Consider the following 23739-nt stretch of genomic DNA (forward strand, 5'->3'; position numbering starts at 1 on the left):
AGCATGGCAGGTCCTCCGCAGCAGGCGGAGACCCAGGTCAGGGGAGAAAGATCCATGCCAAACACGAAGCACTGCCGCCTCGTGGCCACCGCCCTCGCCGTCGCGCTCGGCGCCACCACGCTCGCCGCCTGCGGCTCGTCCGACGACGACAGCGACGCCCGGTCGGGGCCCGCCTCGCTGACGTACTGGACCTGGACGCCGGGCATGGACAAGGTCGTGGACCTGTGGAACAAGGGCCCGGGCAAGAAGCAGCAGATCACCGTCACGGTGAAGAAGCAGGCGTCCGGCGACACCCTGGTCACCAAGATCCTCACCGCGCACAAGGCCAAGAAGGCGCCCGACCTGGTGCAGGCCGAGTACCAGGCGCTGCCGACCCTGGTCAGCAATGACGCCCTCGCCGACATCTCGAAGAACGCGGGCGACGCGAAGGGCAAGTTCGCCGAGGGCGTCTGGCAGCAGACCACGCTCGGCTCGGACGCGGTCTACGCGATACCGCAGGACATCGGGCCGATGATGTTCTACTACCGCGAGGACCTCTTCAAGAAGTACGGCCTGACGGTGCCGACGACCTGGGAGCAGTTCGCGAAGACCGCCCGCGCGCTGAAGCACAAGGCCCCGGACAAGGACCTCACCACCTTCTCCTCCAACGACTCCGGCCTCTTCGCGGGTCTCGCGCAGCAGGCCGGCGCCAAGTGGTGGACCACCTCGGGCCAGAAGTGGAAGGTCGGCATCAACGACGCGGCGTCGCAGAAGGTCGCCGACTTCTGGGGCGGGCTCGTCAAGGAGGGGGCGATCGACAACCAGCCGATGTACACCCCGGCCTGGAACAAGGCGCTCAACACCGGCAAGCAGATCGCCTGGGTGAGCGCGGTGTGGGCGCCGGGCACGCTGACCAGCGGCGCGCCCGACACCAAGGGCAAGTGGAAGATGGCCCCACTGCCCCAGTGGGGCGACAGCGACAGCGTCACCGGCAGCTGGGGCGGTTCGTCGACCGCCGTCACCACGGACTCGAAGCACCAGGCGGCCGCCGCGAAGTTCGCGACCTGGCTGAACACGGATCCCAAGGCGCTGACCGCCCTCGCGAAGGAGAGCGGCATCTACCCGGCCGCCACCACGGCGCAGACCAGTGACGCGTTCCAGGAACCGCCGGCCTTCTTCTCCAACCAGCCGGACTTCTACCCGCAGGCCGCGAAGATCGCCAAGACGACCGCGCCGTCCGCCTGGGGCCCGAACGTGAACGTCGCGTACACGACCTTCAAGGACGCCTTCGCCGCCGCCGCCAAGAACAAGTCGGACTTCGGTGCCGCCCTGGCCAAGATGCAGGACGACACGGTCGCCGACCTGAAGAAGCAGGGCTTCGAGGTCTCCGAGTGACCAGTGCGCGCCGGACGTCGTACGGGGTCAAGGGGGCCCCGTACGCCTTCCTCCTCCCCGCGGCGACCCTCTTCGCGCTGTTCTTCGCACTGCCCATCGGGTACGCGGTCTGGCTCAGTCTCCACAAGGTGCGCGTCTTTGGCCTCGGCCTGGGAGCGGGCGCCCGGAAAGAGGTCTGGGCGGGCCTGGAGAACTACACCGACGCCCTCACCGACTCCGCGCTGCTCCACGGCGCGCTGCGCGTGGTCGGCTACGGTGCCATCGTCGTCCCGGTGATGCTCGGCCTCGCCCTGGTGTTCGCGCTGATGCTCGACACCGACCGGGTCCGGCTGGCCCCCTTCACCCGGCTCGCGATCTTCCTGCCGTACGCCATTCCCGGCGTCGTGGCGGCGCTGCTCTGGGGCTTCCTGTACCTGCCGGACGTCAGCCCGTTCTACTACGTGCTGAACGGGCTCGGCCTGCCGCAGCCCGACCTGCTGGACGGCGGCCCGCTGTATCTCGCCCTGTCGAACATCGCGGTGTGGGGCGGCACCGGCTTCAACATGATCGTCATCTACACCTCGCTCCAGGCCATCCCGGTGGAGGTGTACGAGGCGGCGAAGCTGGACGGCGCCACCCCGCTCCAGATCGCGCTGAAGATCAAGATCCCGATGGTGGCTCCGTCGCTGGTGCTCACCTTCTTCTTCTCGATCATCGCGACGCTCCAGGTGTTCAGCGAGCCGACCACCCTCAAACCGCTCACCAACTCCGTTTCCACGACCTGGAGTCCGCTGATGAAGGTGTACCAGGACGCCTTCGGCAAGGGCGACATCTACGCGGCCGCCGCAGAGGCCGCGATCATCGCCGTCGTCACGCTCGTTCTGTCCTTCGGCTTCCTGCGGGCCGCGAACTCCGGCAACAAGCAGGAGGAAGCACGATGAGTTCTCTTGCGCTGCGCAAGTCCGCACCGGCCGCCGGTACGACGCCCGGCACCGCCCAGGGTCCGCCGCTGCGCCGCCGGATCGCCCTGGTCCCGACGCTGACGCTGCTGCTCGGCGCCCTGTACTGCCTGCTGCCGGTCGCCTGGGTGGTGATCGCGGCCACCAAGTCGGGCCGTGAGCTGTTCTCCACCTTCACCTTCCTGCCGGGCACCGGCTTCACCCAGAACCTCAAGGACCTCAACGCCTACCGCGACGGCCTCTACTGGACGTGGATGGGCAACTCGGCCCTCTACGCGGGCCTCGGCGCCCTCCTGTCGACGGCCGTGTCGGCGCTCAGCGGCTACGCGCTCGCGGTCTACCGCTTCCGCGGCCGCGAGACCGTCTTCAACGTCCTGATGGCGGGCGTACTGATGCCGCCGGTCATCCTCGCGATCCCGCAGTACCTGCTGCTGGCCAAGGCGGACCTCACGGATTCGTACGCGTCCGTGCTGCTGCCGCTGATCCTGTCCCCGTACGGCGTGTACCTCGCCCGGATCTACGCGAGTGCCGCGGTGCCCGGTGACGTCGTCGAGGCCGGGCGGATGGACGGGGCGAGCGAGTGGCGGATCTTCATCCGGATCGCGCTGCCGATGATGGTGCCCGGCCTGGTGACGGTGTTCCTGTTCCAGTTCGTCGCCGTCTGGAACAACTTCCTGCTGCCGTACATCATGCTCAGCGACGACGAGAAGTTCCCCATCACGCTCGGTCTGTTCACGCTCCTCGAGCAGGGCGCCAACACCCCGGCGTTGTACACGCTGGTGATCACTGGGGCCACGCTGGCGGTCCTCCCGCTGATCGCCCTGTTCCTGGTCATCCAGCGGTTCTGGAGTCTGGATCTGCTGTCCGGGGCCGTAAAGTCATGACCATGCACGCGACGGGCGGCAGGCGCAGGCCGCCGACGATCCATGACGTGGCGCGCGAGGCCGGTGTCTCGCGCGGCACGGTGTCCCGGGTACTCAACGGCGGGCACTACGTCAGCCCGGCGGCGCAAGAGGCGGTCAACGCCGCCATCCGCAGGACGGGCTACGTCGTGAACCGGCACGCCCGCTCCCTGATCACCGGGCGGTCCGACTCGATCGGCTTCCTGCTGACCGAGCCTCAGGAGCGGTTCTTCGAGGACCCCAACTTCAATGTGCTGCTGCGCGGCTGTACGCAGGCGCTGGCCTCGCACGACATCCCTCTGCTGCTCATGCTCGCCGGCACCAAGGACGAACGGCGGCGCATAACGCGGTACATCACGGCGGGCCATGTCGACGGGGTGCTGCTGGTCTCCAGCCACTCGGGCGATCCGGTCGCGGAGGAGCTGCGGGAGGCGGGCGTACCGCTGGTCGCCTGCGGCAAGCCGATCGGGCTGGGCTCCAAGGTGAGTTACGTCGCGGCGGACGACCGGGACGGCGCCCGTGACATGGTGCGCCATCTGCTGTCGCTGGGCCGCCGCCGCGTCGGCGTGGTCACCGGACCGCTCGACACTCCGGGCGGTGTGGAGCGGCTCGCGGGCTACCGGGAGGTGCTCGCCGAGGCGGGCCTCGAGTACGACGAGCGGCTCGTCGTCCCCGGCGACTACAGCCGGGCGAGCGGTGCGGCCGGCGCCGAGCGGCTGCTGGAGCGGGCGCCGGAGATCGACGCGGTCTTCGTGGCGTCCGACCTGATGGCGCAGGGTGTGCTGACGGTGCTCCGACAGGCCGGGCGCCGGGTCCCCGAGGACGTGGCCGTGGGCGGCTTCGACGACTCCCCCGCCGCCACCGCGTCCACTCCGTCGCTCACCACCATCCGCCAGCCCTGGGACCGGATCAGCAACGAGATGGTACGCGTGCTGCTGGCCCAGATCGGCGGCGAGGACCCGGCGGCGGTGATCCTGCCCACGGAGCTGGTCAGGCGGGAGTCGACTTGAGGAGTGCGGGGAGGGAGCGGGCGGCGGGGGTCGGGTCCCCGCGGGCTCAGAGCCCCGCGGCGCGCACGGCCTGCTCCGCGAGGAGGCCGCGGCCCGTGCCCTCCCGTGTCGCCGGCGCCGTCCGCACGCCGTGCACCGCAGACGGTCAGGATTGAAGAAGCCGGACCGGGCTTCCTCCGCCTAGCGTGAAAGCGCCGGCCCGATCGCCGGCGCCCACCGCACCACGGAGGAGTACGTCATGACCGCCGGCCTCAAGACCATCATCTACCCCGTCAAGGATCTCGCTCGGGCGAAGGCGCTGTTCGGCGCGCTGCTGGGCGTGGAGCCCTACGCGGACGAACCGTATTACGTGGGCTTCAAGGACGCGGGGCAGGACGTCGGGCTCGACCCCAACGGACACGCCAAGGGGATGACCGGCCCGGTGCCCTACTGGCACGTGACCGACATCAGGTCCCGCCTGTCGGCCCTCCTGAACGCCGGGGCCGAGCCCCTTCAGGACGTCCAGGACGTCGGCGGCGGCCGGCTGATCGCCTTCGTGAAGGACGCGGACGGGAACCTCATCGGGCTCATCCAGGAGCCGGCCGCACACCAGTGATCCCTGGCCGGCCCCGGTCGGGTGGTTGCAGCTGCACTAGTTGCATGGTCAATGAATGGCCGGTTTTCTGTTACCTTGCAGCCATGGCAGCGAAAACGACCGGTGCCCGGCTCGAGGAGCAGTGGCGGGACATCCTGTCGGTGCACGCCCGCACGATGTGCGAGATCGACCGTGCGCTCCACCCGTACGGCCTCGGCGCCAGCGACTTCGAGGTACTCGACATCCTCGCGACGGAGTCGGCCGAGGCCGGCGACCAGTGCCGTGTGCAGAACATCGCCGGCCGGGTCCATCTGAGCCAGAGCGCCCTGTCCCGCCTGATCGGCCGGCTGGCGAAGGACGGTCTGGTGGAGCGCTCCGTCTGCGAGGAGGACCGGCGCGGAGTGTGGGTCGCCCTCACCCGCAAGGGACGCGACCTGCACGCCGAGGCACTGCCGCTGCAACGGGCCGCCCTGGCCCGCGTGTTGAACGCCTAGGACCGTCCGGCGGTCAGGCCCTGCCCCGTACGGACGACCAGCTCGCCGTCGTGGAACCCGGTGTGATCACCGCCGTTCTGGACCGTGCGGCCGGTGCGCACGGGCTGCGGTACGCGCCCGATCCGGCGAGCGCGGCCCTGTCGACGATCGGCGGGAACATCGCGACCAACGCGGGCGGTCTGCGCTGCGCGAAGTACGGCGTGACCCGGGACAGCGTGCTGGGTCTGGAGGCGGTGCTCGCGGACGGCACGGTCGTGGGCACGGGCCGCCGTACGGTCAAGGGCGTGACCGGCTACGACCTCACCGCCCTGCTCACCGGCTCCGAGGGCACCCTGGCGGTGATCACGTCGGCGACTGTACGGCTGCGGCCCGTGCCGGTGGCGACGGCCACGCTCGCCGCCTTCTTCGACTCCTTCGAGGCGGCCGCCGAGGCCTCGTACGCGATCGGCCGGGCCGGTATCGAGCCCGCGCTCGCGGAACTGGTCGACGGTCCGGTCCTGCACGCCATCGACCCGGCGCTGCGGGAGCGCGGCGCGGCGCTGCTGCTCGTGCAGTGCGACGGCGCGGGCGCGGCCGCCGAGGCGGAAGTGGTCGCCCGGGTGCTCGCGCCGTCCGCCACGGCCGTCGAGACGACCACGGACCCTGTCGAGGCCGAGTCCCTGCTCGCCGCCCGACGGCTCGCCCTGCCCGCTCTCGAACGGCTCGGACGCCCGCTCATCGAGGACATCGCGGTGCCCCGCTCCCGGCTCGCGGAGGCCGTTCGCGAGATCCGCGCCATCTCCGCACGCCATGACGTGCCCGTCTTCACCATCGCGCACGCGGCGGACGGGAACCTGCACCCGATCATCGTGGTGGACCGGTCCCTGCCGGGGCTCCCCGACGCGGCCTGGGAGGCGGCGGGCGAGATCTTCGCACTGGCCCTGCGGCTGGGCGGCACGCTGACGGGTGAGCACGGCGTGGGCGTCCTGAAGCGGCAGTGGGTGGCGGACGAACTGGGGCCCGCGGCCCACGCGTTGCAACGGAGGATCAAACGGGCGTTCGACCCCAGGGGGGTCCTTAACCCCGGAAAGTGCCTTTGAGGCAGGGCCGGCCGGGACGCACTCACCTCGGCCGCTTCGCACAGCGCTGACGGGCCCGGCTCGGGGAGTCGCCACCGCAGTTCCGCCGCAGCCTGTGAGCTGACCGCCGGTGCCCCCCGGGGCCCGGCCGCTGCCCGTTCACCGTGGCCGGGCCCGCTTCCCACGGGCCCGGGCGCCGGATGACTTCACGCGGAGGGCCGGGCCAGCAGGGTGCGTACGCCGTCGGAGTCGAGCGTCAGTCCGTGCGGTGAGCCGGCGTCGATGGCGAGCGAGAGACCGGCGGACGGCCACTGCGAGGCGAGCGCGCCGAGCGGCACCACCCGGTAGCGCGAGACGAACGGCAGCAGTTCGGCCATGGCCGGCTCCGAGGTGAACACGGGCACGGTCTGTTCGCCGCCCGACTCCTCCAGGACGGGCAGGGCCACGATCGAGGGGTCGGAGGCGTCCGGCTCGGCGGCGTCGTCGGGGACGGGCACCAGCACCTCGCTGTCGGCCAGCGTGTCCAGCGCCTCCGTGTCCATCGTGTGGACGGAGAGTGCGGTCAGCGCCTCCTGCGCTGCGGCGGCGGTCTCGGGCGTCGGGCGGTCGTTCGAGGGTGTGTCCATGAGGTATTCCCAGGTAGTGGCGGGTGGGACGCCGGGGCCGACAAGATCCGCCCCGGCTGCGATTCGGGTCGCGTACCCGTCCCCAGCCGGGGCATGCCTGCGGGTGCGGTCAGGTCACCGGGGGTGGTCGGCAAGCACGTCGTCCACCACACCCCGCGTGCCCGGCGTCGGTCAGGGGACCGCGGCCGGGCACGCGATGGACGGGACCGCCTTCGGCACATGGACGCCGGAGCCGGCCGGCTCCTGGTGCCGGGCCGCGGCCGAGCACGGAGGGTCCGACGGCGGCGACGCCCTGGGCGCGGGCGCGCTCGACCGCCTCCTCGGCCGCCGTGGACAGGGCCACCGGTCCGGGGGCGCGGTCGGCGGACACGGTGGCCACGGCCGGGAACGTGGACTCGACGGTGATGTCCGGCCGGGGGTTCGCCTCCCCCGACGCGAGGAGTTCCAGACGATCGCCATGCTCGACGTGGCGGCGGGCGAGGGAGCGTTGCGTACGGTCGTGACCCGGCCGAGGCGGTGGATGCGGAAGTCGCCCACGAGGGTGCCGTCGCGGTCCAGCGCCTGGGCCCGTACGCCGTTCTTGGTCCGTACGACGTCCCTGGCGCCGATGTCGGGCACGTACCGCCGCGCGGCCTTCATGTAGGCGGAGGCGGAGAGCGAGCCGGCGTCCCGAAGGAAGGAAGCGCCCGAGCGACAGGCGCAAAATGGGAGATATGGATGCCCGCCGTGTGTCAGTGGACCGCCTCGTGGGGCGGTCGTCGGGCCAGGGGCTGGTGGCGATCCCGCTCGCGCTGATCGTGGTGATCACCGTGGTGGACATCCACTCCCCTTCGACCATCCATCTGGGTCCGTTGCTGGTCATCGCACCCGCACTCACCGCCTCCATCGCCGGGCCGCGGCTGACCGCTCTGGTCGGGGTGGTGGCTGTGGCCGCCCAGGTGTTCATCGCGGTGTTCCACGGCGGGCTGGCCACGGCCAACCACATCGCGCAGATCATCGCCCTGTCCGTGCTCTCCGCACTGGTGGTCTTCGTCTGCCATGTACGGGAGCGGCGGGATCGGGAGCTGAGCCGGGCGCGATCGGTGGCCGAGACGGCGCAGTTGGCTCTGCTGCGGCCGCCGCCCCGCCGGATCGGGCCGTTGCGCGTCGCCTGGCTGTACATGACCGCCGAGGACGAGACCCAGATCGGGGGCGACCTCTTCGCGGTCGCCCGCGCCGCCCACCCCTCCACCCGGGTGATCATCGGCGACGTCCGCGGCAAGGGCCTGGCCTCCATCGGCGAGGCATCGGTGGTGCTGGGCTCGTTCCGTGAGGGCGCCCACCGCTACGCCACCCTGCCCGAGCTGACGGCGGCGCTCGAGGTGAGCGTGTGCCGGGACCTGGAGGACGTGGCCGATACGAGGCACGACCCCGGAGAGCACTTCACCACCGCACTCGTACTCGACATCCCCGACGACGACTCACAGGCCGAGATGATCGACTGCGGCCATCCCCCACCCCTGCTGCTGCACGATCACCAGGTCACGGTCCTGTACCCCCGCCGTCCCGTACCCCCGCTGGGCATGTGCGAACTGCCCGCCGCGAGCCACCGCACCGACCCGTTCGCCTTCGAACCCGACGACATCCTCCTGCTCTACACCGATGGCGTCATCGAAGCCCGCTCACCAACGGGCGCCTTCTACCCACTCGCCGAGCGGGTCGCCTCCTTCCCCACCTCCAGCCCCGACACCCTGCTGCGCCACATCCACGATGACCTGCTCCACCACATCGGCGGCCAACCCGCCGACGACGCCGCCCTCCTGATCATCGAACGCACCGCCTCCCACCTCCACCGGCCGCACCTCCCGGCCCGCACCCTGGACGGCCGCCGGCGGATCCACCACGGTGGATCCTCTTGACCTGCCGTCGGCACCACGCACCCGCCGCACTGGCCCCGTGCAAGAGCCCGCTCTCCGCCGCGGAGCGCGTCTCCGCTCAGCCGCCGGCGGCCTGGGCAACGACAGCAGCGCGCACGTGGGAACAACTTCCGTCAACGACTGTCCTGGGGATGCGCATCCGGCGCAGCAGACCACGCGTGAGGCGATGGTCGAGCGTGGTGCGCCAGGTGACACCGGGATGCCGGGAGCGCAGATGCAGCAGCGCCCTCGTGCCCAGCCCGCTGTCGCGGAACGGCCCATCGAGGACCACATCGGTGATCACGCCCTCGGCGCACTCGTCACACGCCTGATACGTCACCCGGCCGACCACCTTGCGGATGTGCACCAGCAGCAGACAGTCCTCACCCCGGCCGTCAGGCGCGGGGCACTGCACCAGCTCGACATCGCGATAGGCGAGCAGCCTGCGATGCCACCGGCCCCCTCGCCGTCCGGAACGCCGGTGCCTGCCCTCGGCCCGCCGCGGTGAGGCGCCGGCCCGTGACCCGGGCAACCGGCCGTGCACGGCGGTCATCACCGATGTCTGGTTTCCCTGCATGCCATCGCGTGTGCCCCGATATCAGGGACCAATGTCCGCACCGGGCGATGCACGCGTCGGCCCGCGTGCCGTCAGGACTGCTCCGGCTCCGTCCGCACTCCCATCACCGCTGATCACCCAGCCGCTGATCACCCAGCTGATGACCCAGCCTGATCGGCCTGGACAGGTCCCCGGACCACTCTTCCAGCGAACCGTCGTACAGGCTGATGTCCTCACGGCCGAGCAGCGTCAGGGCGAGTGCGGTGCCGGCGGCCGAGATGCCACCACCGCAGTAGAGGACGACGGGCGACTCGGCGTCCTGGAGAACTGCGCCGGTGCGCCGGGCGAGTTCGGAGCGGGGCAGGAGTCGCCCGGTGGCATCGAGCAGACCGCGTCCCGGGAGGCTGAGGCTGCCGGGAATGTGGCCCCGGCGGCTGTAGCGCGTGGCGGCAGAGCCGTCGAAGCCGCCGGGCGGCAGGGCGCACACCAGTGTGCCGGGACGCTCACCTCGACTGATGGCGGCCACCTCGTCGATACCGGTCCACACATCGGGACGAGGTACCGGCGTGAGCGGCCGCGAGACCCGCACGGCACCCGTCTCGTCGCCGTGGGCGACCGGGTGCCCGCCCTCCTCCCAGACGGCCCACCCTCCGTCAAGTACCGCCGCCGGTACGGAGATCGACCGCAGCATCCACCACAGCCGGGCCGCCCAGATGCCGCCGCCGCTGTCGTACGCGACGACCTCGGAGCCGTCGCGCACACCGAGCCGCTGGAGAGCGTCGGCCAGCGCCCTCGGAGACGGGACCGCGAAGTGGTACGGCGCCTCGTGGTCGGACAGGTCACCCGTGAGGTCGGCGTGGCGGGAGCCCGGGATGTGGCGCTCGGCCCACTGGGCGTGGCCGCTGCCGGACCGGTGGTCGCCGTCGTGGCGGGGCGACGGCAGCAGCGCGGTGGCGTCGAGGACGACCAGTCGGGGGTCGTCGAGGTGGGCCGCGAGCCAGGCGTCGTCGACGAGCGGTCCGGAAAGCAGGGCGTCGGTCATGGCCGGGATGCTAACCCGGCGGCGGATAGAGGCCGCCCCTGAACTGCGATATCTCGCCCACTGGGCAAGGGTGTCCCACATTCTGGAAGCCGTTTGCGCAGCATCGGTTGCCTGGGGTTATGGTTTCGGCCATCTACGCGGGAGCCCCTACCCGATTGGGCTGAGAGGGCGTCTGGGATCCAAGTCGGCGCGAGCCGACCGGTCCCCATGGGAACGCCGACCGCATCACTTGAGCCATAGTGCCCGCGTAGGAGTACCGCATGTCTTCGGCAGTCGAGCAGCAGTGTCCCCCGGCCTCCGCCGCGGCGCCCCGCTCCTGTTGTTGACCCGGACCGGACTCCTCCCTCCTCCCGTTCTCTCTTTCCTCCCTTTCCTTCTTCACCAGGCCCACGCGCCTGAGTGCCCTCCGCGGAGTTGTCTCTCGATGTCGCACGTCCGAGTCATGCTCGACTACTTCCACCCTTGGCCGAATTCGGCCGGTTTGTACGTCGCCCGGGAGCGCGGCTGGTACCGCGAGGCCGGCCTCGACGTGGAACTCGCCGTCCAGGACCCGGGACGTGGCGACACCCTTGAGTACCTGGCCCGCGGCGAGGTGGACCTCGGCCTCTTCCCGCCCAATCGCCTCCTCGCGCGCCGGGCCGCCCACGCCCAGCCCCTGCTCGCCGTCGCCGCCGTCAACCACCGCGCCCTGGAGGCGGTACAGACCGCCCGCTCCACCGGCATCACGCGCCCTCGCGACCTCGCCGGGCGCCGCCTCGCCTACAACCCGACGCCCCGCGGCCGCGCCATGGTCCGGCACCTGGTCGCGACCGACGGCGGCGACCCGGACGCGGTGATCACCGTCGATTCGGGCTACCGCGAACTCACCGTCGACGACATAGCGGCCGGCGAGGCCGACGCCACCTTCGGCAACTACTGGTCCTGGGACGCCCTGCGCGGCGATCTGCCCGAAGAGCACCGGCTGACCTGGCCGGTCGACGAGATCGGCGCACCCCGCTACCACAGCTACCTCCTCGGCACGAGCGAGGCCTTCGCCGACACCGAGCCCGGCCTGATACGCGCCTTCCTGTCCGCCACCGCCCGCGGCTACGCCGCCGCGGCCGCCGAACAGGACCGCGCGCAAGCGCTGTTGGAGCGGGTGATTCCGTACTTCTCCCGCCCCCTGATCGCCCGCTCCCTGGCCCTCGTCGCCCCGACCTGGACCGGCGCCGACGCACGCTGGGGCGTCATCGACGAGACCCGCATGGGCCCGTACGCCGACTGGCTCGCCCGGCACGGCGCCATCGCGCACGCCCGCGACTGGGCGTCGTCCTACACGAACGAACTGCTCGAAACCACCGCCCCGGCGGTCAGCACATGACCTGCCAGGCACGGGAACTGACGAGGCGTATGGCCGTCGACCTCATGCGGGTCAACAGCGCGCTGTGTCGGGCGTGAGGAGCACTGCCACGCCTTCATCGCCGCCCTACCCCCTCCGAGGATCCCCATGAGACCCCGTACGACCGCCCTGCTCGCCCTGGCCACCGCCGCCGCCCTCACCGCGACCGGCTGCGCAGCCCAGGACTCCACCTCCGCCGCGACGAAGAACGGCACCACCCAGGTCACCCTGGCCCTGGACTGGACGCCCAACACCAACCACACCGGCATCTACGTCGCCCAGCAGAAGGGGTGGTTCAAGGACGCCGGGATCGACCTGCGGATCGTGCCGTACGGCTCGACCGCACCCGAGACGCTCGTCGCGAACCACAAGGCGGACTTCGGAATCTCGTACCAGGAGGGCGTCACCACCGCGCGCTCCGCGGGCCAGGACATCACCTCCGTGTACGCCGTCACACAGAAGACGAACGTCACGGTCTCCGTGCGCGCCGACCGTGACGACATCAAGTCCCCCAAGGACCTGGACGGCAAGACGTACGCCGGCTTCGGCGCCCCGTACGAGAAGGCCCTGCTCCAGAAGGTCATCCAGGAGGACGGCGGCAAGGGCGACTTCAAGCAGGTCACGCTGAACACCTCGGCGTACGCGGCGCTGTACGCGGGCAAGGCGGACTTCGCGATGCCGATGCCGACCTGGGAGGGCCTGGAGGCGAAGCTGACGGGCAAGCCCCTCAAGGACTTCCAGCTCGCCGACCACGGCTTCCCGGCCATCTACTCGACGCTCGTCGCCTCCTCCGGGCAGTACCTGAAGCAGAACCCCGAAGTCGCCAAGAAGTTCCTGGCCGTGGTCGACAAGGGGTACGAGTACGCCGCCGGCCATCCCGGCCGGGCCGCCGACCTCCTCATCGCGGCGAACAAGAGCACGCTCACCAACACCGAACTGGTCAAGAAGAGCGAGACGTTGCTCGCCAAGGAGTACTACCGCGCCGCCGACGGCACGATCGGCACCCAGACCGCCGAGCGCTGGCAGGACTTCGCCGACTTCGAGTTCAGGGCCGGGCTGCTGACGGACAAGAACGGCAAGAAGCTCACCAAGGCCCCCGACGCCTCCACCTACTTCACCGACGCGTACCTCCCGGACACGAAGTGAGGGCGGTCCTGCGTGCCGTCTGGCCGCCGCTCCTCGTCCTCGTCGTGCTCGTGACCGGCTGGCAGTGGTACGTGAGTGCCGCCGGTGTCGACCCGACGGTGCTGCCCGGCCCCGGTCGCGTGCTGTCCGAGGGGTGGTCAAACCGTACCGATCTGTGGGACCAGACCCTGCCCACCCTCCAGGAGACCCTGCTCGGCTTCGCGCTCTCCTTCGCCGCCGCCTGGCTGGTGGCCGTGGTGCTGGACTTCTCCGCCGTGGCCCGGCGGGGCCTGTATCCGCTCCTGGTGGCCTCGCAGACCATCCCGATCGTCGCCGTCGCGCCGCTGCTGATCATCTGGTTCGGCTTCGGACTGCTGCCGAAGATGCTGGTGGTGACGCTGACGACGTTCTTCCCGCTCGCGGCGAACCTGGCGGCGGGCTTCGCCGCCACCGACCGCGACGCGATGCGGCTGCTGCGCTCGCTGGGCACGGGCCGGCTGCGCGCCTTCCGTCTGGTCCGCGTCCCGAGCGCGCTGCCGCACTTCTTCACCGGGCTGCGCGTGAGCATCACGTACGCCGTCGTCGGCGCCGTCTTCGCCGAGTACGCGGGCGCGGAGAAGGGCCTCGGGATCTATATGCAGGCGCAGAAGAGCGCGTTCCGCACGGACCTGGTGTTCGCGGCGGTCACCGTGACCGCGCTGCTGAGCATCGCCCTGTTCGGGGCGACCTGTCTGCTCCAGCGGCTCGTGCTGCCGTGGGAGCGGGCGCTGGTGAAGGAGGGCACGTCATGAGTCTCGAAGTGCGCGGAGCGGGCAAGGCGTTCGGCACGCTCGAAGTGCTGCGCGAGCTCGAACTCAGCGTGCGGCCGGGCGAGTTCGCGGCCGTCATCGGTCCGAGCGGCAGCGGTAAGAGCACCCTCTTCAACCTGATCTCAGGGCTGGACACCCCCACCTCCGGCGAGATCCTCGTCGACGGCGCCCCGGCGTCGGTGGCCTCCGGCAAGGTCGCGTACATGCCGCAGAAGGACCTGCTGTTCCCCTGGCGCACCGTGCTCGACAACACCGCGCTGGGACTCGAGGCGCAGGGCGTACGGAAGAAGGAGGCGCGGCGCCGGGCGGGCGAGCTCTTCGAGGCCTTCGGCCTGGACGGCTTCCAGTCCTCCTACCCCTTCCAGCTCAGCGGCGGTATGCGGCAGCGCGCGGCCCTGCTGCGCACCGTCGTCCTGGAACGGCCCGTGCTGCTGCTCGACGAGCCGTTCGGCGCGCTCGACTCACTCACCCGCACCGAGATGCAGCTGTGGCTGGCCGACATGTGGCAGCGCTATCGCTGGACCGTCGTCCTGGTCACGCACGACATCCGCGAGGCCGTGCTGCTGGCCGACACCGTGCATGTGCTCTCGCCCCGGCCGGCCACCGTCGTCGAGCGCGTCGAGGTGCCGCGCTCCGGTCCGCGCGGCCTGGACGCCCTCGCCGAACCGGAGTTCGCGGCGACCGAAAGACGTGTCCTGGACGCTCTGCGCGGCCCGACCGCGGTGACAGCGGCGGTCACGACCGCCATGACAACAGCGGTGAGCGCGACGTGAGTTCACATCTTGCGCACGGCATGGGAACCGAACCGGTCGAGCCCGACTGGCCCCCGCTGACCGAGGCCGAGGTGGCGGATGTCGTGGGACCGTCGCGGGTGGTGTGGCGCAGCCCGCGCCCGCTGTCGGCGGCCGCTGTCGTCGAACGCGGGGGACGCCGCCTGTTCGTCAAGCGGCATCACCTGAGCGTGCGGACGCCCGAAGGCCTCGCGGAGGAGCATGCCTTCCTGCGGCATCTGCGCGAACGCGGGGCTCCGGTGGTGGAGGTGCTGGACGTCGCGACACGGCAGGAGTGGGTGTACGAGGTCCACTCGGCCGGCCTGGGCACGGATCTGTACCGGGACGATCTGTCCTGGTCGCCGTTCCGGTCCAGCACACACGCACGGGCCGCGGGCGCGGCGCTCGCCCGGCTCCATCTGGCCGCGGACGGATTCGAGGCGCCCCGCCGGATTCCGCAGCCGCTGGTGGCCTCGTTCACGATCTTCGCCGCGGACGACCCCGGTACAGCCCTGGAGCGGTACGTGGCCGAGCGGCCCGCCCTGGCCGGGGCGCTGGCGGACCATCCGTGGCGTGCGGACACCCGCCGTGTCCTGCTGCCCCTCTTCGAGCGCTTGGCCCCGCATCTGCCCCTTCTGGAGCCTCTCTGGACCCACAACGACTGGCATGCCTCGAACCTGTTGTGGGACGCCTCCGGAGAGGTCTCCACCGTGCTCGACTTCGGGATGAGCGACCGCACGACCGCCGTCCACGACCTGGCCACGGCGATCGAACGCAACGCCGTCCAATGGCTGCAACCAGGCTTTCCGGTGCGCGAGCAGGACGTCGACGCGCTCCTGGACGGCTACCAGTCCGTTCGGCCACTCACCGTGTCCGAGTCGGCGGCACTGCCCGAGCTGCTCCCTCTGGTGCACGCGGAGTTCGCGCTGTCCGAGATGGGCTACTTCCACGGCATCACCGGGTCCGCGGAGAATACGCGGCTCGCGTACGCGTACCTGGTCGACCACGCCGAGTGGTTCACCGGCGACGCCGGCTCGCACCTGGTCGACAGGGTGCGGCACCGGGCAGCCGCCGCGCCGAAGCCTCCCCCTGCCGGAAGGCCGCTCTCGGATGCCTCCTCCTAGGACACCGGGGCACCGCCCCCGGTTACCGTGCGGGGTCATGCGCCCGGCACCCCGACCAGAGCGACCAGAGCGACCAGAGCGACCAGAGCGACCAGAAAGAGGAGCCGGCATGCCCGGCGAAGACACCTCCGCGCCCGGCTTCCTCGCTCTCGGCGCGCTGCCGTGCTCCGCCGAGGAGGTGTGACGTCCACGAGCGTGTCGCTGCGTGGCGCGGATGCGATGAGCCTGGCAACGCGCGAACGGTCGCCTCGTATCCGGACGAGTGAGCGCGACGTCAGGAGCGCGGACACGTGGCGGCGTCGACGCGCGCCAGATCCACATGCAGTCTGCGGTGCAGCACTGGAGTGCTCACCTCACCATGTCCAGCAGGCGGGCGCGGGACGGACCGTTGCGGCCGCATGAAAATCCGACGGGCCGGCGCGCGGAGCCATCACCTGCGAACGCGGTGTTTCCGTTCTGCGAACAGGAAGCCGTGGCCGGGGACACGCGCCGTCGGGCGGTGTGACCATGTGCGCATGCTCCCGGGAGAAGGTCACGCCGCCCGGCGGGTGTTGATGGTGTGCATGGCGGCCGGGGTCACGACCCTGCTCGACCAGTCGGTCCTCAACATCGCGGTACCGGCGCTGCGTCAGTCACTGGAGGCGGGTTCCACCGATGTGCAATGGATCGTCGCCGGATACTCGCTGACGTTCGGTCTCATGCTCGTGCCCGGTGGCAGCCTCGGCGATGTGCACGGGCGCAAAGGCCTGTTCCTGGTGGGCCTGTCGGTCTTCGTTCTCTTCGGCGTGATCGCCGCCACCGGTGTGCGGCCGGAGATGGTGATCGCCGCACGGCTGATGCAGGGCGCCGGGGCCGGCCTCGTCAACTCCCAGGTCATCGGCACCCTTCAAGATGTCTTCACCGGCCAGGACCGGGCTCGCGCGCTAGGCCTGTACGCCGTCACCGGCGGGCTCGCCGCGGCACTGGGACCGGCGCTCGGCGGCACGCTCGTCGCGGCCTTCGGCCCGGAGCTCGGGTGGCGGCTGTGTCTGCTCCTGAGCACACCCTGCGGAGTGATCACTCTCTGGCTCGCGGCCCTTTGGCTTCCGCGGGCGCGGCGGCCCGACGGACGAAGTCGGCTCGACTGGTGGGGGCTGCTGTGGGTGGGTGCGCTGACGTTGACGCTGATGCTGCCCTTCATCAGCACACCGAGCAGCGGCGGCGAGGCGGCGCTGTGGGCCGGCGCCGCAGTCGTCCTGACCGCCTGCTTCGTTCTGGGGCAGCGACTGCGCGTACGGGCGGGGCGGGCGCCGCTGGTGCATCCGTCGCTCGCCCGCTCGCTTCCGTACACGCTCGGGACGGCCGTTGCGATGGCGAGCTTCGGGTCCTCGCTGGCCGCGACGCTCGTCCTGACCATGTTCCTGCAGAGCGGTCTCGGGCTTTCCGCTCCGGCCGCGGCACTGGTCACTCTCCCGGCGGCGCTGGCCATGGGGGGCGCGTCGGCGGTGGCGTGGCGCACGGTCCGCCGCCTTGGGCCGCACACGGTCACGCTGGGACTCGCCCTGGGGATCCTCGCGCTGCTCGCGGCGGCCGCGGGCGCCGTCATCGCATCGCGCACCGCGCTCCCGTGGGTGCTCGCCGCCGTTCAGTTGTGCTCCGGTGCCGCCTCGGGCCTCACCGTCTCACCCAACCAGGCCCAAGTGCTCCAGCACGCCCCGGCCGAGGCCGCGGGCGTGGCGGGCGGCATTCTCCAGATGGCCCAGCGCATCGCCGCGGCGGTGGCCCTGAGCGCGGTCTCCGGGAGCTATCTGCGCGGCGTGGCCGGGGCGGCGGGTGCGCCCCGTGCGGCTTTCGCCCACGCCATGCTCATCTGTGCCGCTCTGCTCGCCCTGGCCGTCGCCCTGTCCTTGTTGCGCTCTCACCGCACGGGCCCGCGGCGCCCTCCTACGCTGCTGGCTCCCGGGCACCCGCAAGCCACACCCGCACCCGTTCACGAGGAACCGTGACGTCCCTGCCGCCCTGCGACGCGGGAGCGGACCTGCGCGGGGCGCCAGGCCGCCGGCGCCGTGGACGCGGGCCGACGCATCGACGAGGGCATGCGCGGCTGCGCCCCCGACGTCTGGCCGGACGACACCAGGGGGCGACGCGTCACCGGACCTGCCGTCCCCCGTCCCGTTGCGTCATTTTCCCTTGGGTCGCAGGACCTTCCCGCCGTGCCAGCGGCAGACGTTGAGGGCGAAGTGGAGGTCGAAGGCGTTGGCGTCGAGGTCGAGTCGGTAGTGGTCGACGGCGCGCTGGACGCGGTAGTGGACGGTGTTGCGGTGGACCGTCAAGTGGTCCGCGGTGGCGGCGTAGCTGCGGTTGGTGGCGAGGAAGACGCGGAGCGTCTCGCGGAGGACTTCGTTGCGGGGATCGTCGACGGCGAGGTCGCCGAGGGTGTCGGAGACGAAGTCGGCCAGTTCGCGGGGCTCGTCGACCAGGAGGGCGACGGGAGCGACGCGGGCGAAGGCGACCGCCCGGGGCGCGGTGGGTCCCGCGGAGAGGGCGAGGGCCTTCGCACGGGCGGCGGCACGCGTGCTGCGACGGAAACCGTCGAGTCCCGGGCGGACGCTGCCGAGGGCGACCCGCACCGGCAGCGCGGCGTCGGCCAGTTCGGCGGCCACCGTGTCGGCGTCCACCGGGCAGTCGGGCCTGACGGCAAGCCAGATCCGGACGCCGGCCTCGTCGGTGTGGATCAGCAGGGGGCGGCCGTGGGCGCGCAGCACGGTGTGCAGCAGCGAGGCCAGCCGGTCGAAAACGGCGGTGGGGTCGGTGGTCGCCGCGGTGCCGTCGAGCCAGCCCTCCACGCCCAGATGGCTGCCGGACAACCGGTAGCCGAGGGCGGCCTCGGCCTGCCGCTGATCCACCCTGGGATTGTCGAGGAGCTGAGTGACCCAGTGCCGGCGCAGTACACCGCGGGTGCCCACCCAGCGTTCGCGCTCCTCCTCGTAGACGCGGGCGATCTGGTCGCAGACCCGGTCCACATAGGCCGAGCTGAGGCTGACCAGGGTGATGAGGGTGCCGGCGATGTCCGGCAGGTTCAGTCGGACCGCCTCGCCGAGGACCAGATCCAGGCTCTGCGCATGGCCGAGGCGGTAGGCGCGCAGCAGGGCCGAGAGCGGGACGTCTCGCTGGGCGAGGCGGCGGGCGTACGAGACGGCCGAGGCGGGGGCGTCGACGGTCCCCGGATCGATGCGGTTGATGACGACGTGCAGGGAGGTGACGATGTTCTCGGTGATGCTGGCTTCCAGCAGTCCGCGCAGCGGTTCGTCGTGTTCCAGCTGGGAGATCTCCGCCTCCGTGGTGGCGACCAGCTTGGCGATGAACTCGTCCCGGTGCGCCTGCATCACCTGGGCCGCGAGGACGGCCGGGTCCGGCGCCCCGTCCGCCGGCCGCTGCGCGGGGCCGTTCACCGGTCGAGGTACCGCAGCGCGGATCGGGCGGCGTTCGCACCGCACATGCCATGCACCCCGGCGCCGGGCGGGGTGGCCGCCGAGCACAGGTAGACGCCGGGGATGCCGGTGCTGTAGGGGTCGAGGGCCACGCGGGGGCGCAGCGCGACCTGCCGTGCGGTGTTGGCACCGCCGACGATGTCGCCGCCGACGAAGTTCGTGTTGGAGCGGGCCAGTTCGGCGGTCGAGCGCGCCGCGATCCCCACGATCCGGTCCCTGAAGCCCGGTGCGAACCGCTCGATCTGCCGCAGGACCGCCTCGGTGGCGTCACCGGGATAGCCGTGCGGGACGTGCGCGTACGCCCAGATCGGGTGGACGTCGCCGCGGGAGCGGCTGGGGTCGGCGAGGTACTGCTGGCCGACCAGGACGAACGGGCGCTCGGGCATCCGCCCCCCTGCGGTCTGCGCCTCGGTGCGGACGACCTCTTCCAGGGTGCCGCCCAGGTGCACGGTGCCCGCGCGGCGGCATGCCTCATGGGTCCAGGGGATGCCGTCCTGGACGGCGAGGTCCACCTTGAACGCGGCCGGGCCGTGCCGCCAGCCCTCGTAGGCGCTGCGCACCCGGCCGGGCAGCCGGTCGCCGCAGATCCGTGCCGCCGCGCCGGGCGCGGTGTCGAGCATGACGATCCGGGCGGCGGCGAGTTGGTCCAGGGAGTCCACCCGCACCCCCGTCTCGATGGTCCCGCCGAGCTGGGCGAGCAGTGCGGCCAGCGCATCGGTGATGGTGCGCGACCCGCCGCGGGCGACCGGCCAGCCGAAGCGGTGGGCGGCGCCGACGAGCATCAGCCCCACCGCGGAACTGGTGGGCCCCGTCAGTGGATGCATCAGGTGCGCCGCCGCCCCCGCGAACAGCGCCCTGGCCTCCGCACCGCGCCAGCGCCGGGCCACCGTCGTGGCCGGCTGGAGCGCCCGGAGCCCGAAGCGGGCCAGCTCCACCGGGTGGGCGGGCAGATGGGGGACCGGACGCAGCAGATCCTCGGTGAGTGCGTCGAAGTCCTCGGCCAGCGGGGCGAACAGCCGCTCCCAGGCCGGGCCGTCCGGGCCGAGTCCGCGCACGGTCCGCTCCATGGAACGGACCAGCACCCCGGCCCGCCCGCCGTCCAGTGGATGGGCCAGGTCGACGTCGGGCCACGCCCAGGTGACGCCGTACCGCTCCAGGCCGAGGGTCCGCAGGAACGGCGAGCCGACGCCCAGCGGGTGCACGGCGGAGCAGTGGTCGTGCAGCAGCCCGGGAACGGTCAGTTCGCTGGTCCGGGTGCCGCCGCCGATCTCGTCGGCGGCCTCCAGGACCGTCACCTTCAGGCCCCGCCGCGCCAGGGCGACGGCGGCGGCCAGCCCGTTCGGCCCGGCCCCCACCACGATCGCGTCACTCATGTGCGGCCGCCGCCTCGGTCACCGGTCGCGGTGCCTCGATGGGCTCGACGGGGATCGCGGGCGTGTCGTCGTCGAGCCAGGGCTGCCGGACCACCATGTCCCGCACGTTCACATAGCCCTCCTCGATCAGGCCGCTCGCCGCGTCCACGATGCGGTAGTGCTGGCGCGAGCGGTGCGTCGGCTGCGACTCGAGCAGGACGACGCGCAGCTCGCCCGGCGCGAAGCCGCACCGCTGCTGCACGGCGGCCACCAGCTGCTCGTTGTGCAGATGGCCGTCGCCGAAGTTCCAGCCGAGGACCGCTCCCGCCACCATCTCGCCCTCGCGTACATCGTAGGACTCCACGTCGTCCACGGCTCGCGGCAGCAGCCCGACCAGCGCGCGGCCGTGGCTGTGCATGGCGCGCCAGGCCAGCCCCTGGTGCAGCACGAGCTCGGCGGTGTCGGCGCCGTACAGGCGGGTGAGCTGGTCGACGGGCAGACCGGACGCCTTGACGATGTGCTCGTTGAGCCGGTGCTCGGTGCCCTTGCGGAAACACCACAGGCCGGTGGCCCAGTTGCCGGCGTAGTAGCGCATCGAAGGGAGGAACGACACCAGGTCGGGGCGGACATGGCCGAGCACCGGGACCATGACCAGGCTCAGCACCAACACCGCGGCCAGCGCCGGGGAGTGCAGCGCGAAGGCACCGACCGCGGCGTCGTGGCCGAAGAGGACGAGCGCCGAGTAGATGAAGAAGACGTTCCACTCCAGCGGCACGCCCATCGGGAAGGTCGACATGATGTGCAGGTGGAAGACGACCATCACGGCCAGCGCGACGGTGGTGACGGTCCCGCCGTGCGAGAGCACCAGGACCAGCGGCACCACGTACTCGATGACCGTGCCGCCGTGCGCGGCCGCGGCGGCCAGGCCGGACGGCCGCAGATCGTCGGGGTAGTGCCGGTACAGCCGGCGCTTGAGCCAGGCGGGACGCAGCGGACTGTTGCTGATCATCACCGCCACCACGAACGGGAAGTGGCGGTTGAGCTTGGAGGTGGCGGCGCCCCACCACAGGGCGAGCATGATCAGCTTCAGTGCGGCGGTCATGTCGGCCGCCGGGAAGAGGAAGACCAGCAGTGTCAGTCCGTAGTGCTCGGCGCGAGCGGCGAGGAAGACGGTCTTGTCGCGCAGCCCGAGCAGCGCGAGTGCCGCGGCGAGCACGGCGACGCGCCACGGAGCCGCCACGCCGGCCGCCCCCGGGCCGCCCGGTGCGCACAGCAGCCACCCGGCCGCCCCCAGCACCGCCGCGTACAGGGTCACATCGGCCGCCGTCCGCCGGGTCCCCGAGGTGAACGGGATCCTGTCCGGCCACGGTGGCAGCCGTACGGTGCCGGGGCGCAGCCAGTGCAGGAAGGCGCCGACCGGCGGCAGGAAGTGTGAGCTGAGCGGGCCGGAGCCGCAGCCGAGGCCCAGAACCTCGTACAACAGCGTCCAGACGACGAGTTTCTGGTAGACGAGCGGCTCGGCCCACCATGAGCCGAAGTGCGCGATGCCGCCGACGCCGGGGGTCAGGGAGACGACCGCGATGCCGCCGAGCGCGTACGCCGTGATCTTCACCAGGTACAGCAGGTGCACGATGCCGGGGGTACCGAAGCCGTGCCCGGCCCAGTGCTCGGCGAGCGGCCTGATGCGTTGCTGGTACGGGCGGGTGCGCCACTGCCGGATGTCGACGTCCGCCATGTTCGGTGCGAGGAATCCCATGACTGTCTCCGTGTCCGTTCAGCCGGCCGTGGTGAGGGCGGTGGTCCCGGACCGGAGCGCGGGCTTGTCCGTCTTGCCGACGGGGTTCCTGGGGAGCCGGCCGACGAGGGTGATCCCCGTCGGCACTTTGAACTCGGCCAGCCGCGCCCGGCAGTGGTCGAGCAGGTCGGCCGTGGTGGCCGACGCGCCCGGGCGCAGCGCCACGAAGGCCACCGGTACCTCGCCGAGCCGCGGTTCGGCGGCGCCCACGACGGCGGCTTCCAGCACCTCGGGGTGGTCGCCGAGGACGGTCTCGATCTCCTTGGGGTAGATGTTCTCGCCGCCCCGGATGATCAGGTCCTTGATGCGGTCGACCAGCACCAGATAGCCGTCCTCGTCGAAGCGGCCGACATCGCCCGTGTGCAGCCAGCCGTCGATCACGGTGCGGGCGGTCTCCTCCGGGCGGCCCAGATAGCCGCGCATCACGTTGGGACCGCGTACCACCACCTCACCGGTCGCCCCCGCTGGGGCGATCCGGCCCTGCGGGTCCATGACGGCGACCTGCTGTCCGGGCAACGGCAGTCCGACCGTCCCGGGCTTGCGCCGGCCGTACAGCGGGTTGGTGGTGGAGGCGCAGGTCCCCTCGGAGAGGCCGTAGCCCTCCAGGACCGGGATGTCGTAGCGGCGCTCGAACCGCTCGATGAGCGCGGCCGGCATCGGCGCCGCCCCGCAGGCGGCGAACCGTACCGACGAGGTGTCGGGCCGTACGTGGTCCGGCAGTTCGGCGAGCATCGAGTAGATCGCCGGGACCGCGGAGAAGCAGGTCGGGCGGACCGTGGCGACCAGGTCGAAGAAGGTCTCCGCCCGGAACCGCCCGGCCACCGTGACCCGGCCGCCGGCCAGCAGCGGGGACAACACGCCGACCACGATCCCGTTGACGTGGAACAGCGGCAGGATCAGCAGGCTGTGGTCGGTCTCGGTCAGCCGGGCGGTGCCGGTCATCATCTCCGCCATGGCGGCGAGGTTGGCGTGGTCGAGCATCACACCCTTGGGGCGCCCGGTGCTGCCGCTGGTGTAGATCAGCAGGGCGAGCGCGCCCGCGTCCGTCTCCGGGGCGGTCGTGTCCTCGGGGCCGGTGCTCAGCTCGGCCACGGGCAGCGCCCCGGCGAGCGGTGACGGTCCGGCGGTGACGGCCACCGCGGCTCCCGCGTCGCCGAGTTGGTACCGCACCTCGCTCTCGGTGAGTGCCGGGTTGACCGGGGTGACAGCGGCGCCGAGCCGCCAGGCGGCGAAGAGCGCGACGACGAAGTCCGCCGTGTTGGGCAGCAGCAGCGCCACCACGTCGCCGCGTCCGACGCCCCGCGCCCGCAGGGCCGACGCCGCCCGGCGCACCCGCCGGGCGAACGCCGCGTTGTCCAGATCTGCCGCGTCGTCAGCTATACAGGCACCGTCCGCGTCCTGTCGGGCCCGCAGATCTGGCAGTTCCGCACTGTGCATGTCGGCTCCT

The 23739-nt window shown here is 71.6% G+C and carries 21 protein-coding genes and 1 pseudogene; 14 read left to right on the top strand and 8 right to left on the bottom strand.

The genetic code is table 11. The annotated features are described in order from the left end of the window. The first annotated feature begins 54 nt into the window (after positions 1-54). From SAVERM_RS07095 to SAVERM_RS07125, 7 genes are all read left to right on the top strand, one after another. Positions 55-1374 carry an ABC transporter substrate-binding protein gene (locus SAVERM_RS07095; RefSeq protein ID WP_010982764.1) on the top strand — a complete coding sequence of 440 codons (1320 nt, stop codon included), beginning with the start codon at positions 55-57 and terminating at the stop codon, positions 1372-1374. Next, positions 1371-2294 carry a carbohydrate ABC transporter permease gene (locus tag SAVERM_RS07100; RefSeq protein ID WP_010982765.1) on the top strand — a complete coding sequence of 308 codons (924 nt, stop codon included), beginning with the start codon at positions 1371-1373 and terminating at the stop codon, positions 2292-2294. The genes SAVERM_RS07095 and SAVERM_RS07100 overlap by 4 nt, the downstream gene beginning before the upstream one ends. Beyond that, the gene (locus SAVERM_RS07105; RefSeq protein WP_010982766.1) at positions 2291-3196 is read left to right on the top strand and encodes a carbohydrate ABC transporter permease; all 906 of its coding nucleotides are present in this window, start codon (positions 2291-2293) and stop codon (positions 3194-3196) included. The genes SAVERM_RS07100 and SAVERM_RS07105 overlap by 4 nt, the downstream gene beginning before the upstream one ends. Next, a complete protein-coding gene (locus tag SAVERM_RS07110; RefSeq protein ID WP_010982767.1) occupies positions 3193-4224 on the top strand; it encodes a LacI family DNA-binding transcriptional regulator in 1032 nt (343 codons plus the stop codon). Before SAVERM_RS07105 ends, SAVERM_RS07110 begins: the two co-directional genes overlap by 4 nt. A 238-nt stretch (positions 4225-4462) precedes the next feature. Continuing rightward, on the top strand, positions 4463-4819 hold the full coding sequence (locus SAVERM_RS07115; RefSeq protein WP_010982768.1) for a VOC family protein: 357 nt from the start codon (positions 4463-4465) through the stop codon (positions 4817-4819). Positions 4820-4902: 83 nt separating this feature from the next. Next, complete coding sequence (locus SAVERM_RS07120; RefSeq protein ID WP_010982769.1) at positions 4903-5292, top strand: MarR family winged helix-turn-helix transcriptional regulator; 390 nt, start codon at positions 4903-4905, stop codon at positions 5290-5292. Continuing rightward, the gene (locus SAVERM_RS07125) at positions 5202-6371 is read left to right on the top strand and encodes an FAD-binding oxidoreductase (protein WP_255222040.1); all 1170 of its coding nucleotides are present in this window, start codon (positions 5202-5204) and stop codon (positions 6369-6371) included. Before SAVERM_RS07120 ends, SAVERM_RS07125 begins: the two co-directional genes overlap by 91 nt. A gap of 185 nt (positions 6372-6556) precedes the next feature. On the opposite strand, the gene SAVERM_RS07130 is transcribed toward SAVERM_RS07125, so the two are convergent. Together SAVERM_RS07130 and SAVERM_RS44570 are read right to left on the bottom strand one after the other, a co-directional pair. Then, a complete protein-coding gene (locus SAVERM_RS07130; protein WP_010982771.1) occupies positions 6557-6976 on the bottom strand; it encodes an SseB family protein in 420 nt (139 codons plus the stop codon). 450 nt (positions 6977-7426) lie between these two features. Next, positions 7427-7639: pseudogene (locus SAVERM_RS44570) on the bottom strand (L-2-hydroxyglutarate oxidase); the annotation flags it as partial. Between the two features lie 65 nt (positions 7640-7704). Between SAVERM_RS44570 and SAVERM_RS07140 the strand changes: the two are divergent. Next, positions 7705-8874, top strand: coding sequence for a PP2C family protein-serine/threonine phosphatase (locus tag SAVERM_RS07140; protein WP_242432192.1), 1170 nt, complete (start codon positions 7705-7707; stop codon positions 8872-8874). Positions 8875-8950: 76 nt separating this feature from the next. Here SAVERM_RS07140 and SAVERM_RS44575 read toward each other — a convergent pair whose 3' ends face one another. Then, on the bottom strand, positions 8951-9424 hold the full coding sequence (locus SAVERM_RS44575; protein ID WP_237528729.1) for a hypothetical protein: 474 nt from the start codon (positions 9422-9424) through the stop codon (positions 8951-8953). Between the two features lie 127 nt (positions 9425-9551). Further along, on the bottom strand, positions 9552-10469 hold the full coding sequence (locus SAVERM_RS07150; protein WP_037646051.1) for a sulfurtransferase: 918 nt from the start codon (positions 10467-10469) through the stop codon (positions 9552-9554). Between the two features lie 424 nt (positions 10470-10893). Between SAVERM_RS07150 and SAVERM_RS07155 the strand changes: the two genes are divergently transcribed. From SAVERM_RS07155 to SAVERM_RS07180, 6 genes are all read left to right on the top strand, one after another. Continuing rightward, positions 10894-11829, top strand: a complete 936-nt coding sequence (locus SAVERM_RS07155) for an ABC transporter substrate-binding protein (RefSeq protein WP_010982775.1) — start codon at positions 10894-10896, stop codon at positions 11827-11829. Between the two features lie 126 nt (positions 11830-11955). Further along, entirely contained in the window at positions 11956-12993 is a 1038-nt protein-coding gene (locus SAVERM_RS07160; RefSeq protein ID WP_010982776.1) for an ABC transporter substrate-binding protein, read from the top strand. Beyond that, positions 12990-13763 carry an ABC transporter permease gene (locus SAVERM_RS07165; RefSeq protein WP_010982777.1) on the top strand — a complete coding sequence of 258 codons (774 nt, stop codon included), beginning with the start codon at positions 12990-12992 and terminating at the stop codon, positions 13761-13763. The genes SAVERM_RS07160 and SAVERM_RS07165 overlap by 4 nt, the downstream gene beginning before the upstream one ends. Then, positions 13760-14554, top strand: a complete 795-nt coding sequence (locus SAVERM_RS07170; protein ID WP_042492815.1) for an ABC transporter ATP-binding protein — start codon at positions 13760-13762, stop codon at positions 14552-14554. Before SAVERM_RS07165 ends, SAVERM_RS07170 begins: the two co-directional genes overlap by 4 nt. A 20-nt stretch (positions 14555-14574) precedes the next feature. Further along, on the top strand, positions 14575-15675 hold the full coding sequence (locus SAVERM_RS07175) for a phosphotransferase enzyme family protein (RefSeq protein ID WP_202497308.1): 1101 nt from the start codon (positions 14575-14577) through the stop codon (positions 15673-15675). 515 nt (positions 15676-16190) lie between these two features. Beyond that, entirely contained in the window at positions 16191-17660 is a 1470-nt protein-coding gene (locus SAVERM_RS07180; protein ID WP_010982780.1) for an MFS transporter, read from the top strand. A gap of 174 nt (positions 17661-17834) precedes the next feature. On the opposite strand, the gene SAVERM_RS07185 is transcribed toward SAVERM_RS07180, so the two are convergent. From SAVERM_RS07185 to SAVERM_RS07200, 4 genes are read right to left on the bottom strand one after another with little or no spacing between them, the layout of a single operon-like run. Continuing rightward, complete coding sequence (locus tag SAVERM_RS07185) at positions 17835-19106, bottom strand: PucR family transcriptional regulator (RefSeq protein WP_048894368.1); 1272 nt, start codon at positions 19104-19106, stop codon at positions 17835-17837. Then, the gene (locus SAVERM_RS07190; protein WP_010982782.1) at positions 19103-20518 is read right to left on the bottom strand and encodes a phytoene desaturase family protein; all 1416 of its coding nucleotides are present in this window, start codon (positions 20516-20518) and stop codon (positions 19103-19105) included. Before SAVERM_RS07190 ends, SAVERM_RS07185 begins: the two co-directional genes overlap by 4 nt. Next, a complete protein-coding gene (locus SAVERM_RS07195) occupies positions 20511-22253 on the bottom strand; it encodes a DUF3556 domain-containing protein (protein WP_010982783.1) in 1743 nt (580 codons plus the stop codon). The genes SAVERM_RS07190 and SAVERM_RS07195 overlap by 8 nt, the downstream gene beginning before the upstream one ends. Before the next feature lie 18 nt (positions 22254-22271). Next, a complete protein-coding gene (locus SAVERM_RS07200) occupies positions 22272-23729 on the bottom strand; it encodes a class I adenylate-forming enzyme family protein (RefSeq protein ID WP_010982784.1) in 1458 nt (485 codons plus the stop codon). Positions 23730-23739 lie beyond the last annotated feature (10 nt).

The organism is Streptomyces avermitilis MA-4680 = NBRC 14893 (genome assembly GCF_000009765.2).
GTDB classification, from domain to species: domain Bacteria; phylum Actinomycetota; class Actinomycetes; order Streptomycetales; family Streptomycetaceae; genus Streptomyces; species Streptomyces avermitilis.